At 70.0% G+C, this 12,791-nt stretch carries 14 protein-coding genes; 8 read left to right on the forward strand and 6 right to left on the reverse strand.

Annotated elements, in window-relative coordinates; translation table 11 throughout:
* Positions 1–613 precede the first annotated feature (613 nt).
* The 4 genes from CM1CMNOD_RS19065 to CM1CMNOD_RS19080 all read left to right on the forward strand — a co-directional run bounded on the left by CM1CMNOD_RS19065 (position 614) and on the right by CM1CMNOD_RS19080 (position 4,849).
* Positions 614–1,852, forward strand: a complete 1,239-nt coding sequence (locus CM1CMNOD_RS19065) for a DUF349 domain-containing protein (protein WP_050803596.1) — start codon at positions 614–616, stop codon at positions 1,850–1,852.
* Positions 1,853–2,343: 491 nt separating this feature from the next.
* The gene (locus CM1CMNOD_RS23740) at positions 2,344–3,147 is read left to right on the forward strand and encodes a helix-turn-helix domain-containing protein (protein ID WP_013875222.1); all 804 of its coding nucleotides are present in this window, start codon (positions 2,344–2,346) and stop codon (positions 3,145–3,147) included.
* An 89-nt stretch (positions 3,148–3,236) separates the two neighbouring features.
* A complete protein-coding gene (locus CM1CMNOD_RS19075; RefSeq protein ID WP_013875223.1) occupies positions 3,237–3,728 on the forward strand; it encodes a hypothetical protein in 492 nt (163 codons plus the stop codon).
* Between the two features lie 167 nt (positions 3,729–3,895).
* Positions 3,896–4,849, forward strand: a complete 954-nt coding sequence (locus tag CM1CMNOD_RS19080) for an aldo/keto reductase (RefSeq protein WP_013875224.1) — start codon at positions 3,896–3,898, stop codon at positions 4,847–4,849.
* A 20-nt stretch (positions 4,850–4,869) separates the two neighbouring features.
* On the opposite strand, the gene CM1CMNOD_RS19085 is transcribed toward CM1CMNOD_RS19080, so the two are convergent.
* Complete coding sequence (locus CM1CMNOD_RS19085) at positions 4,870–5,820, reverse strand: hypothetical protein (RefSeq protein WP_043604095.1); 951 nt, start codon at positions 5,818–5,820, stop codon at positions 4,870–4,872.
* Between the two features lie 527 nt (positions 5,821–6,347).
* Between CM1CMNOD_RS19085 and mshA the strand changes: the two genes are divergently transcribed.
* Both mshA and CM1CMNOD_RS19095 read left to right on the forward strand, forming a co-directional pair.
* Positions 6,348–7,586 (forward strand): D-inositol-3-phosphate glycosyltransferase, encoded by a 1,239-nt coding sequence (gene mshA / locus CM1CMNOD_RS19090; RefSeq protein WP_237703163.1) that lies wholly within the window; start codon positions 6,348–6,350, stop codon positions 7,584–7,586.
* Positions 7,587–7,692: 106 nt separating this feature from the next.
* Positions 7,693–8,184 carry a YbjN domain-containing protein gene (locus CM1CMNOD_RS19095; RefSeq protein ID WP_013875227.1) on the forward strand — a complete coding sequence of 164 codons (492 nt, stop codon included), beginning with the start codon at positions 7,693–7,695 and terminating at the stop codon, positions 8,182–8,184.
* A 138-nt stretch (positions 8,185–8,322) separates the two neighbouring features.
* On the opposite strand, the gene CM1CMNOD_RS19100 is transcribed toward CM1CMNOD_RS19095, so the two are convergent.
* On the reverse strand, positions 8,323–8,859 hold the full coding sequence (locus CM1CMNOD_RS19100; RefSeq protein ID WP_013875228.1) for an FABP family protein: 537 nt from the start codon (positions 8,857–8,859) through the stop codon (positions 8,323–8,325).
* A 383-nt stretch (positions 8,860–9,242) separates the two neighbouring features.
* Here CM1CMNOD_RS19100 and CM1CMNOD_RS19105 point away from each other — a divergent pair, with 383 nt between their 5' ends.
* Both CM1CMNOD_RS19105 and CM1CMNOD_RS19110 read left to right on the forward strand, forming a co-directional pair.
* Positions 9,243–9,605 carry a DsrE family protein gene (locus CM1CMNOD_RS19105; protein WP_013875230.1) on the forward strand — a complete coding sequence of 121 codons (363 nt, stop codon included), beginning with the start codon at positions 9,243–9,245 and terminating at the stop codon, positions 9,603–9,605.
* Between the two features lie 314 nt (positions 9,606–9,919).
* Positions 9,920–10,144, forward strand: coding sequence for a hypothetical protein (locus tag CM1CMNOD_RS19110; RefSeq protein WP_013875231.1), 225 nt, complete (start codon positions 9,920–9,922; stop codon positions 10,142–10,144).
* Between the two features lie 158 nt (positions 10,145–10,302).
* On the opposite strand, the gene CM1CMNOD_RS19115 is transcribed toward CM1CMNOD_RS19110, so the two are convergent.
* From CM1CMNOD_RS19115 to CM1CMNOD_RS19130, 4 genes are all read right to left on the reverse strand, one after another.
* Complete coding sequence (locus tag CM1CMNOD_RS19115; protein ID WP_013875232.1) at positions 10,303–10,602, reverse strand: DUF1416 domain-containing protein; 300 nt, start codon at positions 10,600–10,602, stop codon at positions 10,303–10,305.
* 4 nt (positions 10,603–10,606) lie between these two features.
* Positions 10,607–11,440, reverse strand: coding sequence for a sulfurtransferase (locus tag CM1CMNOD_RS19120; protein ID WP_013875233.1), 834 nt, complete (start codon positions 11,438–11,440; stop codon positions 10,607–10,609).
* Entirely contained in the window at positions 11,437–11,850 is a 414-nt protein-coding gene (locus CM1CMNOD_RS19125; protein ID WP_013875234.1) for a DUF4395 domain-containing protein, read from the reverse strand. The genes CM1CMNOD_RS19120 and CM1CMNOD_RS19125 overlap by 4 nt, the downstream gene beginning before the upstream one ends.
* Before the next feature lie 169 nt (positions 11,851–12,019).
* Positions 12,020–12,791: thioredoxin family protein (locus CM1CMNOD_RS19130; RefSeq protein ID WP_347403401.1), on the reverse strand; the 772-nt coding region annotated here is incomplete at its 5' end.

Here is a 12,791-nt window from a genome sequence, read left to right on the forward strand (position 1 = left end):
GGCCCGGCACCGGGCGCCGTCGCGGGCACACGCCCCGGGCACCGGCACCGCCGTCGGCCGCACGGAACACCGCGCATGACAACGCCTGGAAGGCTCGCCGGCCGCCGGCCGCCCAGGGGCGCGACCGCCGGCAGGCGCTCCTGCCGGCGTCCCCGGGCGGGTCTCATCTGCTCGGTACACGGCTGGAATCCTGGCGGTCAGAAGAACATCTGTGTACGACCGGGGCATGTCACCGCGGCCACACGCGTGACGGCCCGCTCAGAAAAACCGTGGTTGACACGGGATTTCCGGCCAGCAGCCTGCTGTCGTATTTCCGACAATGTTGGGGAACGCACATCGGAAATCCGCCGGCCGCGATTCCGTCCGGGGTGCGACTTCCGCCGTGGAAGCGTTCCGCCCGCCATCGAAGCGGCGCTGGAAACAGCGCGGTGGGCGCGGTGGGCACGCGCCACGGCCCGGCACCGGGGACGGGCACCGGGGCGACCGGAGAGGACCCGGTCGTCCGGCGCCCCCACCAGGACGATGCCCGACGCCCGGCCCCGACGCCCGCCAGCGCCTCCTCGGCTTGCCGGCGGCCAGCAGAATGTGCCCCATCCGCGCGATCCCTGTAAGAATGGCACCTGACCTGACGCCGATCTTCGGGACCACGATGAGCGAGCGCAACAGCTCCGAATGGGGGCGTGTCGGCGACGACGGCACCGTGTACGTACGCACGACCGCGGGTGAGCGCCCCGTCGGCTCCTGGCGGGCAGGCTCCCCGGCGGAGGGCTTTGCCCACTTCGCCCGGCGCTACGACGATCTGGCCGCCGAAGTCGCGCTGCTGGAACAGCGGTTGACCGTCCCCAGCGCCGACCTGACGGGTCTTGCCGCGAGCGCGCGGCGGCTGCTGGCCTCCCTCGGCACCGCGGCGGTGGTCGGTGATCTGGACGCGCTCACCGGACGCCTGGGATCGGTGCTGGACGCGGTCGGCGAACGTACCGCGCAGCGAGAGGCCGAGCGCGCCCAGCGGGCCGCCGCCGCGGTGGAGGCGAAGGAGGCGCTCGTCGCCGAGAGCGAGCGCCTCGCCCGCAGCTCCGACTGGAAGGCCGTCGGAGAGCGGTTCCGTTCGATCGCCGTCGACTTCCGGGCGATCACGGGGGTGGACCGCCGCACCGACGCCGACCTGTGGAAGCGGGTCACCACCGCGCGCGAGGAGTTCAACCAGCGCCGGACCGCTCACTTCGCCGCGCTCGACCAGCAGCGAGCCCAGTCCAGGCAGCGCAAGGAAGCGATCGTGACCGAGGCCGAGGCGCTCGTCGACTCCACCGAATGGTCGGCCACGAGCGCCCAGTACCGAACGCTGATGAACCAGTGGAAGTCGGCCGGGCGTGCGCCCAGGGACGTCGAGGACGCGCTGTGGGCCCGTTTCCGCGCCGCGCAGGACACCTTCTTCACCCGGCGCAACGCCGCCAACGCCGAGCGGGACGCGCATCTGCGGGTGAGCCAGGCCGCCAAGGAGCAACTGCTCGCCGAGGCTGCCGCGCTCGACCTCGCCCGGCCCGACCAGGCACTGCGCAGGCTGCGACAGATCGAGGAACAGTGGGACCTCATCGGGAAGGTGCCTCGGGACGCCGTCAGCGACCTCGAACGACGGCTGTCCGCAGTCAGTGACCGCATCCGGTCCGCGTCCGATGCCCGGTGGCGCCGGCAGGAGTCCGTCGAGTCCCCGTTCGTGGTGACGCTGCGGGAGTCGGTCGCCAAACTGGAGGCGCGGCTGGAACGTGCTCGAGCTCACGGACGCACGGACGAGGTGGCCGAGACCGAGTCGGCGCTAGCAACACAGCGCGAGTGGCTAGCACATGCGACCCGCTGACCAGCGGGACCGGCAGGCAACCGACTGACCACCACCGGCCGGCTGCCGATCAGCAGCTCCGATCAACAACTCGCTGATGCATGACCATACGGATTATTTTGACTACCTTCAGTGATTGAAGTATGGCTAAACGAAGCGTTTCGTAACGATTTATACATATATGCATACTCATAGTGTTCGCCGCGTTTAGCGCATCTGCAACATCGTTAATACAGCGAATACACATTGAATTTCCGCGTGCGCGTATCCGTACGCGACGGACGCACAGAAACCGCCAGGGTCGGCCCGGACGAAGGCGTCCCAAGCATTCCAGGATGCTTGCCAAACGCTTGCCACAGCTAGCATCTGGACGTACGCTGCGAACCATCGGTTCAGCGACACAGCGGGTCCCGTGACCGTGCGCATGGCTCACCCGGTGAAGCCCATCCGGCAAACATGATCCACCCAGCGCACCGGCGCATACCCCCAAGGAGAGGAGGCCGACACTGAACGTGCCGCCCCTGAACGTACGCGATCTCGGAGACTTCATCCGGGACCAGCGCAAGGCCGCACATATCTCGGTTCGTCAGCTCGCCCGGCAGGCCGGCGTCAGCAATCCCTATCTGAGTCAGATCGAGCGCGGCCTGCGCAAGCCGTCCGCGGAGATTCTGCAACAGATCGCCAAGGCGCTCCGGATCTCCGCGGAAGTGCTGTACGTGCAGGCCGGCATTCTCGACGAACGGGCGTCGGACAGCGATGTGACCGCGGCGGTTCTCGCCGACTCGACGCTCACCGAACGGCAGAAGCAGGTCATCGTCGAGATCTACGACGCGTTCCGGAAGGAGAACGCCGTATACGGGCTGACCGGCCGCCCCGCCCTGCCGGACGGCCTGCGGCAGGGCATATCAGCCTCCCCGCCCGCGTCAGCCTCCCCGCCCGCGACGAAGACGGCCCTCACCGGCTCCGCGTCCACCGGCTCCACCGCGCCCACCAGCCCCGCGTCGGCTACCGCGACCACGGCCACCGAGGCAAAGCCGGCTGGCGCCACCCGTCGGGCCACCGGGGCCACCCGAGCGGCGGCCACGCCCACCCCGCGCGCACCCGGCGCCTCCGACGCCGCCCCGAAGCGGACAACGGCGACCCGACGGCCACGTACGACAGCGGCCACCGGCGGTACCGGCAAGGCCGACGGGGGCAGTGGGGATGCTGCCCCGAAGGCCGGCCGAGCCACCGGCCGAGCCACCCGCACCACCGCGGCTACCAACGGAGCCGCCGCACACGAGCCGCCGGACGACACCTCGTCATCAACAAAATAACAACGAAACAACATTCGACAGGCGTGTCACAGTCACAGATCGAGCCACCAACTGAGCCACAAAACTGAGCCACAAAACTGGAGGTAGCAATGGCCACCATCCGAACCAGCGCCGACAAGTCGGGCGACACCGTCGAGGCCTCGGCCGACGTCAAGATCCCGCTGTCGGAGGTCCGCAAGCCCCTGTACGCCTATGTGGGTGCCGCGGACGCCGCGGTGGAGAAGATCCGGAGCATCCCCACCGTCTACGCCGACGAGATCAAGAAGTTCTCCAGCCGGGTCAACGGCCTCTCCGTCCACGCCCAGCGGCTTCCGGCCAACGTGCAGACCGCTGTCACCTCCCTGCCCACGTCGGTGAGTTCCCAGCTTTCCGACCTGCAGGGACGCGCAAGCTCGCTCTACAGCAACTTCGCCGACCGCGGTGAGAAGCGCGTTGCCCGTATCCGCCAGAACCCGACGACCGAGGAGGCCGTGACCCGGACTCGCAACGTGGTCAGCCGGGCCCGGGCGGTGCGCTCCTCGGCCACGACGAAGTCCGCGGACAGCGCCGAGAAGAAGAGCGGCACCGCGCAGTCCGACTGACCGAACGGCCTGGGCGCAGGCCTGGCCGTTCGGTCTCACGACGGCGACTTCGCCGCCACTCGAAAAGAACAACCAGACACCACCGACCCAGTCCTGTGATCATGACCTGCGGAGAATCCTGGTACCTGGCGCCCGGGGTTCATGGTATGTCGTGTTGTACTGATGATATGAGATATCGCCCACTGGGATCTTCCGGCCTACTGGTATCTGTCGTCGGTCTCGGCTGCAACAACTTCGGCTCGCGGGTCGACCTCGAGGGCACCCGGGCCGTCGTCACGGCCGCGCTCGACAACGGCATCACCCTGTTCGACACAGCGGACACATATGGCAACAAGGGTGGTTCGGAGACCCTGCTCGGCCATATCCTGCGGACCCGGCGCGACGAGGTGGTTCTCGCCACCAAGTTCGGCAACGACATGGGTGGGGTGTATGGGCCCGACTTCAACGCCCGCGCCTCGCGCCGGTACATCCGTAAAGCCGTGGAAGGATCGCTGCGCCGGCTGCAGACCGACTACATAGATCTTTTCCAGCTGCACAGCCCGGACGCGTTCACCCCGATCGAGGAGACGCTGGCCGCTCTCGACGAGATAGTGCGCGAGGGCAAGGTGCGCTACGTGGGTTCGTCGAATCTCGCGGCCTGGCAGGTCGCCGACGCCGAATGGACCGCGCGCGCCTCCAGCACGACCCGCTTCATCTCGGCCCAGAACCACTACAACCTGCTGGAGCGTGGCATCGAGGCCGAACTCGTCCCGGCCGCGCAAAAGTACGGCATCGGCATTCTGCCGTACTTCCCCCTCGCGAACGGCATCCTCACCGGCAAGTACTTCCGGGACGAGCAGCCCCCGCCTGGCACCCGGCTGGCCGGCCGCCAGGACGAACTCACCGACGAGGTCTTCGACCAGGTCGAAGCCCTGGAAACCTTTGGCCGGGAACGCGGCCGCTCGCTGCTGGACGTGGCGATCGGTGGCCTGGCCGCGCAGCCCGCGGTCGCGTCCGTGATCGCCGGGGCGACGACGGCGGAGCAGGTCCGGGCGAACGTCGCGGCCAGCGAGTGGCAGCCGCGCGCCGACGACCTCGCCGTCCTCGACAAGATCGCGCCGTCCCGGCGGCCGGGCGCCTGAGCGGCGGGCCGTCCCGGACCTTACCCGTCGTGTCCGCCCCTGCCGCCGGGGGCGGTGACGGTGATGTCCGCGTCCGCCCGTACCGGCGGCCAGGCGAAGGTGACCTCGCCCAGCCGCCATCGCGGACGGGTGCCCCGCACGGGCCACCCGTCCGCCCGCAGGGACTCGACCGCGGCTGTCCAGCGCTGCCGCGGCCCGAACACGGCCCGCGGCGCGCCGCGCCGCCAGGCGTCGTCGAACGCGGCCAGCAGCGTGTGCACGTCCTCGCCGGGAACGTTGTGGGCGATCAACGACTTGGGCAGCCGCTCGGCCAGCTCAGACGGACGCGCGAGGCTCGGCAGGTGCGCGGCCAGGGTGAGCGTGCGGCCCTGGTGCCGCGGCCGCGGCCGCGGCGTCCCGACAGGTCCGCCGGGCGCCCCGGGCACTTCCGACGGCGCCTCGGGCGGGCGGTCGACGGCGAACCAGCAGGCACGCCGGCCGATCTCGTCGCAGGTGCCCTCGACCAGCAGGCCGCCGGGCGCGATGCGCTCGAGCATCGCCGCCCAGGCCGGGGCGACAGCCGCCTCCTCGTACTGGCGCAGCACGTTCATCGCGCGGACCAGCACCGGGCGCAGCCCAGCGAGTTCGAAGCCGCCACGGGCGAAAACCAGCCCCGGCGGACGCGCGGCCGGGGCCGCCGCGGCGACCCGATCCCGGTCGATCTCCAGGCCAACGACCCGGACGTCGGGCCGCAGGCGGCTCAGCCGCTGGTAGAGCTCCACCGTGGTGACCGGCGACGAGCCGTATCCGAGGTCGACGACAAGCGGGCTGGCGGCGGCGCGTAACCGGGCCGCCTGTGTCCCGACGATCCAACGATCGACCCGGCGCAGGCGGTTGGGAGCGGTCGTCCCACGGGTGGCGAGCCCCAGCGTTCTGGCGCGGCCCGCGGCCAGCCGCGGCTCGCGGCGGCGGGCGGGGGAGGTACCTGACACGCATCCACGATCGCAGAACCGGCCCGGCCGCCTCTCCCCGCGGGCATCCGTGCCCTCCGCGGGCATCGTGCCCCGAGCGGCGCCGATCCGCGCGATCGACGATCCGCCTCGGAGGGCTCTGGCGGCCGGCCGTATCAGGCGTTCCCGGTTCGATGTCCAGGGCCGGAGGCAGAAAAACAGGTGAATCTCACCTGTCACCCAATCGCCGGTTCGCCGCGCCACTGGCAGGATGAATCCGGGTGCCCGCCGGGAAAGAGCCCATAACGGAACGTAATGGCGGATGTCGGCAGGACAGGGCCGGCGGATCCGGATGGTGGCATCCGGTGACGGGCCGCGACCGCGGTTACCCAGCGCGGTCGGCAGGCAGGCGCGGGCGCGGCCAGCCGGATCCGGGGCAGCCGGCGCCGGGCATGCGGCCCTTGGATCGGTTGTTCGCAGGATCGGGCCATCCAGTGGTCGGTGAGCCCGGATCGGTGTGGAGGTGGTTGGTGCGTCGGGTCCGGTCGGGCTTCCCTCGTCGGGTCGCCATGCTGTCGATGCACACGTCGCCGCTGGAGCAGCCGGGTACCGGCGATGCCGGCGGCATGAACGTTTACGTGGTGGAGCTGTCCCGACAGCTGGCCCTGCTCGGCACCGAAGTGGAGATCTTCACCCGGGCCACCAGCAGCAGGATGCCGCCGAAGGTCGCCCTCGCGCCGGGGGTCATGGTGCGCCATGTCGCCGCCGGGCCGTTCGAGGACGTCGGCCGGGAGGACCTGCCCACCTGGCTGTGCGCCTTCACCGCGGCCGTGCTGCGGGTCGAGGCCGCGCACGAACCCGGCTGGTTCGACGTCATCCACTCGCACTACTGGCTTTCCGGCCAGGTCGGGCTCGCGGTCGCGCGCAGATGGGCCGTCCCGCTGGTACACACCGCCCACACGCTGGCGAAGGTGAAGAACAGCGCGCTCGCCGACGGCGACCGCCCTGATCCACCGCACCGCATCGCCGGCGAGCAGGACGTCGTCGACGGCTCGAACCGACTGATCGCGTCCACCGAGGACGAGCGGCGCCACCTGGTCGATCTCTACGGTGCTGCCCCCGAACTGGTCGACGTGGTGGCACCCGGCGTCGACCTGGAGGTGTTCCGCCCCGGGGACGTGGCGGCGGCCCGCGGCCGCGTCGGTGTCCTGCCGGACGCGCTGGTGCTGTTGTTCGTGGGGCGTATCCAGCCGCTGAAGGCGCCCGACATGCTGCTGCACGCCACCGCGCACCTGCTGGCGCGTGAACCGGCGCTGCGTGACCGCCTGCTCGTCGCGGTGGTCGGCGGTCCCAGCGGGTCCGGCCTGGACCGTCCGGACGCGCTGGTGAAGCTCGCGGCCGAGCTCGGCATCTCCGACATCGTCCGGTTACAGCCGCCGGTGCCACAGTCGGAACTCGCCGACTGGTACCGGGCCGCGAACCTGGTCGTGGTGCCCAGCCACAGCGAGAGTTTCGGCCTGGTCGCGCTGGAGGCCCAGGCCTGCGGGACACCGGTCGTCGCGGCCGCGGTCGGCGGGCTGCGGACGGCGGTCCAGCACGACATCTCCGGCATCCTGGTGGCGGAGCGCGACCCGGCCGCCTACGCCGACGCCCTGGCCCAGGTGATCGGCCAGCCGTGCCGGCGCCGGCGCCTGGCCGCCGGGGCGGTCGCGCGGGCGGCGGAGTTCGGCTGGTCCGCGACAGCACGCGGCGTTCTCACCGGTTACCGTAACGCTGCGACACCGGTTACCGTCCCGGCAACGGCCTGACGCCCGCGCGTCCGGCCGCCGTCGGCCGCGGCCTGGAAAGTCTCCGGTGGCCACGGCAGTGATCCAGCCGTCCGACCCATGAGGATCATGGTGGAGGTGGGAACCGGTGTCAGTACCTGTCGACAGTGCCGAACGGGCACGCCTCGACCGCCTGATCGACGACGCCCTGACGGAGTTGGGCCTGCCCTACGAACGGGTGAGCGAGGGATCGTTCCTCGCCACCCTGGAGGGCGAGCACCGGCTGAGGACGATGACCTGGCTGGTGGTAGGGGACCACACGCTGCTCATCGAGGCGTTCTTCATGCGCAGGCCCGCCGAGAACGAGGCGGGCACATACGCTTTCCTGCTCGGGCGCAACGCGAAGACCTACGGTGTGCACTTCTCGGTGGATCTCGCCGGCGACGTCTACCTCACCGGCCAGCTTCCGCTGGCGGCGGTCACCGCCGACGAGATCGACCGAGTGCTCGGATGCACCCGCACCTATTCGGACGAGAACTTCGATCCGGCGGTCGCTCTCGGGTTCGCCGGCGCCATCGCGCGGGAGAAGGCCTGGCGCGCCCGGGTCGCCGCCGAAAACGGCTCCCGGATGCGCGCCTGAGCCGGCCCCGGCAGCTGGCTGGCGGCCCGGGCCAGGCCCGGCCGCTGACCGGCTCGGCCAGGCCAGCCGGGGCAGCCGCGGCCGAGCCGGTCAGCGCCGAGCTGGAACCGGTCGGACACGCCGAGCGGACCAAGAAGGCTACGGTCGGTCAGCAGCCGATACCCGCTGGAGCCGGGCGGACAGGTGTGACTGCAACGGCTTGCCCTCGGCCGCCATGTCGATGGCATAGGCAAGATCACCTTCGACGAGGCCGTACAGCCGTTGGGAGCGGTCCACCCGACGCGCGGTGGCGGTCCGGATCACGACGTTGGAACGCAGTTCCACCCGCGTCCCGACGACGTCCCCGACGTAGATCTCGCTGATCCCGAAGGGATGGGCGAGCATGACCTCGACCGTGGGCGGCCCGTCGCCCTCCCCGGGCTGCACCCGCCAGAAACCGGTCTCGGTCGCCAGCGGGCTGCCCTCGCTGCGCCCGTCCCGGGGCTCACTGATCCACCAGGTATGGGACGTGTAGGACAGGGCGGGACGCCCGGTGCCGAAAAAGACGACCTCCTGGCCGTAACGGAAGGCGTCCATCCCCTCGTAGCCGCCGACGCCCTCGCCCCGCCAGGTGCCCAGCAGGAAGGCGATCGGCAGCAGGCTCGGGTGCAGGTCGACCACCGGCCCGGGCCGCACGGTCACGTCCACACGCCAGCGGTGCGCACGGGTACGGGTGCGGGTACGGCCGGGACGCTCAACGCTGGCCCGAGTACAGCTTGTACACCGCGTAGACGGAGAACCACCCGATGAGCACCGCTACAAGGATCAACAAAGCGGTGAAAAATATTTCCAGCACGGGACCAGCTTAGCCTTGACCGCCCTCTTCCCGCCCCGCTGGCGGTAGCTGTGTGACATCGGCCAAGCCGTCCGGCCCCTGCGAAGCCGGACCTTCCGGCGCCGGGCGCGGGGCCCTGCGACGGCGGGCGCCGGGCCCTGCCAGGGCAACCGCGCTCTGCCAGGGCAACCGTACGGGCCGGGCCGGACAACCGGTACGGACCGCCCGGTGCAGACTGACAGCCATGACAGCTTCACTGGTCATCAAGGCCACCGCGGGTGCGGACGCGCCGGAGCGGTGCTCACAGGCGTTCACGGTCGCCGCGGTAGGGCTCGCAAGCGGCGCGGACGTCTCCCTGTGGCTCACCGGCGAGTCGGCCTGGTTCGCTCTGCCCGGGCGTGCCGCCGAGTTCGCGCTGCCCGAGTCGACCCCGCTGACCGAACTGCTGGACGCCATCCTGTCCGGCGGGCGCGTGACGCTGTGCACCCAGTGCGCGGCACGACGGGCCATCGGCCCCGACGACGTGCTCCCCGGGATACGCATCGCCGGCGCGGCGGTCTTCGTCTCCGAGGTGCTCGCCGACGGGGCGCGGGCTCTCGTCTACTGACGGCCGTCCGCCGCCGATGGCCGTACCCACCAGCCGCGGGACGGCCCCAGCCTGGAGACGGCCACCGACGGCAGGCAACGGCCCGCCCGCGGGCGACGGCCGTCACGGCGGGCGGCCATTCGGTCCGTTCCGTGTTCCTCGGCTGTCCCACGGGACACCCGAGGAACACCCGAGGAACTGTGAGTAGCCAGTCAACAGGACTGTAGGTGGTGTCGTACGCAAGCTCCGCAACCGCTCCTGCAACAGCAGACCACGCACGGCACACGATGCGGCTCCTTCACGGCGCCGAGAGGATGCGGTTTGGTGGTTGTGTGATGCACGAACCCGAGGTTCTGTACGCAGTTGTCCAGTTCGACGGCACCGCGCAGCGGACAGTCCGGCGCGTCGTCGCACCATTTCCGGACCGGAGCTCCGCCGCGCTGTTCGCGACCGACAACGACCTGCACAACTACACCGTCGGCCCGATGTCGTTTGCCGTGCCCACTCGGGTGGCACCCGCGTACCACGGTGTTCCCGCGCCCCGGGCCGGCAGTTCCTGAGCCCCACGAAATCCGCCCCGCGTCGGGACAGCCCCCACAAAACACGAAGATGGGCCTTTTCAGGATGCCCGGAAGTTCTCCGGACTCCCGAAAAGGCCCACCTGGGACGGACCGGAACTATCCGGCCCGGTCCCGGGATCCCCGTCTCAAGGGGCTCCCTATGCCGCGACCTCGATCTCGGCGTCGACGGGCTCGCCCTGGCGGGCGACGACCTTCCGCTCGCCGGACGCGCCCGGGACGAGCGCCCGGACGGTCCACGAGCCCGGCCGGGCGAAGAAACGGAACTGCCCGGTCGCCGACAGCGGAACCTCGGCGGTGAAGTCGCCACCCTCGTCGAGCAGGCGGGCATAACCTGAAGCGACCGGCGAACCGTCCTTCAGTACGACGCCCTGGATGACAGTTTCCTTTGCCACGTCAATTCCTTCCAGCGAGGGTCCGCCACGGGTCGCGCCACACATGGTCCTATGCGTCCTTCTCGATCGGGACGCCGACCAGTGAACCGTACTCGGTCCAGGAGCCGTCGTAGTTCTTGACGTTCGGCAGGTCCAGCAGCTCGTGCAGGGCGAACCAGGTGTGGGCCGAGCGCTCGCCGATGCGGCAGTAGGCAATGGTGTCCTGGCTCAGGTCCACCCCGGCCTCCGCATACAGGGCGGTCAGCTCCTCGTTCGACTTGAAGGTGCCGTCCTCGTTCGCGGCCTTCGCCCAGGGGATGTTCTTCGCGGTGGGGATGTGCCCGGCGCGCTGCGACTGCTCCTGAGGAAGGTGGGCCGGGGCGAGCAGCCGGCCGGCGAACTCGTCGGGCGAACGGACGTCGACAAGGTTCCTCGAGCCGATCGCGGAGACGACCTCGTCCCGGAAGGCCCGAATGTCGGTGCGGGCGTCCTTGGCGACGTACTGGGTCGCCGGCCGGTTCGGGAGTTCCTCGGTCAGCTCACGGCTGTCGAGCTCCCACTTCTTCCGGCCACCGTCGAGCAGCCGGACCTCGGCGTGCCCGTAGAGCTTGAAATACCAGTAGGCGTAGGCGGCGAACCAGTTGTTGTTGCCGCCGTAGAGAACGACGGTCTCATCGTTCGAGATGCCCTTGCTGGACAGCAGCTTCTCGAACTGCTCCTTGTTGACGAAGTCACGGATCACCGGGTCCTGCAGCTCTGACTTCCAGTCGAGCCGGACCGCGCCGCGGATGTGCCCCTTGTCGTATGCGGAGACATCCTCGTCGACCTCGACCAGGACAACCTTGGGATCGTTCAGATGTGCCTCGACCCAGGCGGCATCGACAAGCGCGTTGGCGCGACTCATGCTTGCGCTCCTTTCACAGAACGTATGGCGAGATATATCTGGCAACCGAGGCAAAAACCGATCGTGGCATTCAGGAACGCCGCGACAAACGCGAACGCCGTGGCCACGTACCCCAACGCGGGGACGTCGGCGAGAAAGCCGACCGTACCCAGCACGCCGAACACCGCCCCGACCGCCTGCGCGAAACGCGGTGGCTGGTCGTCCTCCAACTCGGCCGGCGGCCCCAGCCGAGGCTGAACCAGCGTCCGGTACAGCACCCCGTACGGAGCACGACGGACGCCGATCACCGCACCTGTCAGAAATACCACGGTCTGCGCGAGGAGCAACCAGCCATTCGCGGTCAGCAACACGACCGTGAGGACGACGCTGGTGACAGCCGCGCTGAACCTGGGACCTCTTGGGTCGACCACGAGCTCATCTCCTGACGGGCAGGCCCGCCGACGGCGGACGGCATCAACGCACGGTTCAGGAAAATGGACACAGCGAGCTACGCACACGGCACAGATCGACCGTGCGGCGCCGGACGAGCTCGGTGGAGAACATAACCCCCTGACCGTAGCAGCGAACATGACGGATGTGTTATTGATCCGACGGCCAATCGGGTCGATCGGACATATCGATCATGGTATTGTCCGGCGCCGCCCCCGGATCCCGCCCGCGCGACCCACCAACCGCCAGCTCCAGCGCCGCGAGAACAGCCGCTCGCCCTGGTGGGGCACCACTGGCCCGGCAGACCTCACGGGCCCGCGAGTCAAGGACCAGGACGGTCGGAGTGCGCCGGATCCGCAGCCGTCTGACCAGTTCAAGATGGGATTCGGCATCGACCTCCACATGCCGCACGCCCGGGACGCTGCCGGCGACGTCCGCGAGAATCCGCCGGGTCGCCCGGCAGGGCGCGCAGAACGCGGTGGAGAACTGCACCAGCGTGACCCGCGTCCCGGGAGTCACCCCGAGCGCGACGAGTTCGGCGTCCACCGCGGGCAGCGGACCTGCATCGTCCGGACCTGCATCGTCCGGACCTGCATCGTCGAGACGAGTCCCGTCATGGTGGACCGGCGCTTCGTCGCCGTCCGTCACCTTGTTTTTCCCATTGTTGTTTTTCCCGCCGCTGCCGTCGCTCACGTCGTTACCGACCGGCCGGGCCGAAGCAGCCCCGGTGGCATCCGCCGCGGCCCTGCCGGGCACCACCGCAGGCGCCGGCGGGCCCGGACGGGCCACCCGGAACCGCCCGTCCCGCAGCCGGACGAGCACCGCCAACCCGACGGCACATCCAACAGCGGCCGCCAGCACCCACAAACCGGTCACACCACTGACCAGCGCCCCCGCCCACCCACATCTTCCCGCCACCCAC

The sequence above is a fragment of the Protofrankia symbiont of Coriaria myrtifolia genome (assembly GCF_900634755.1).
In the GTDB taxonomy this organism is placed as follows: Bacteria; Actinomycetota; Actinomycetes; order Frankiales; family Frankiaceae; genus Protofrankia; species Protofrankia coriariae.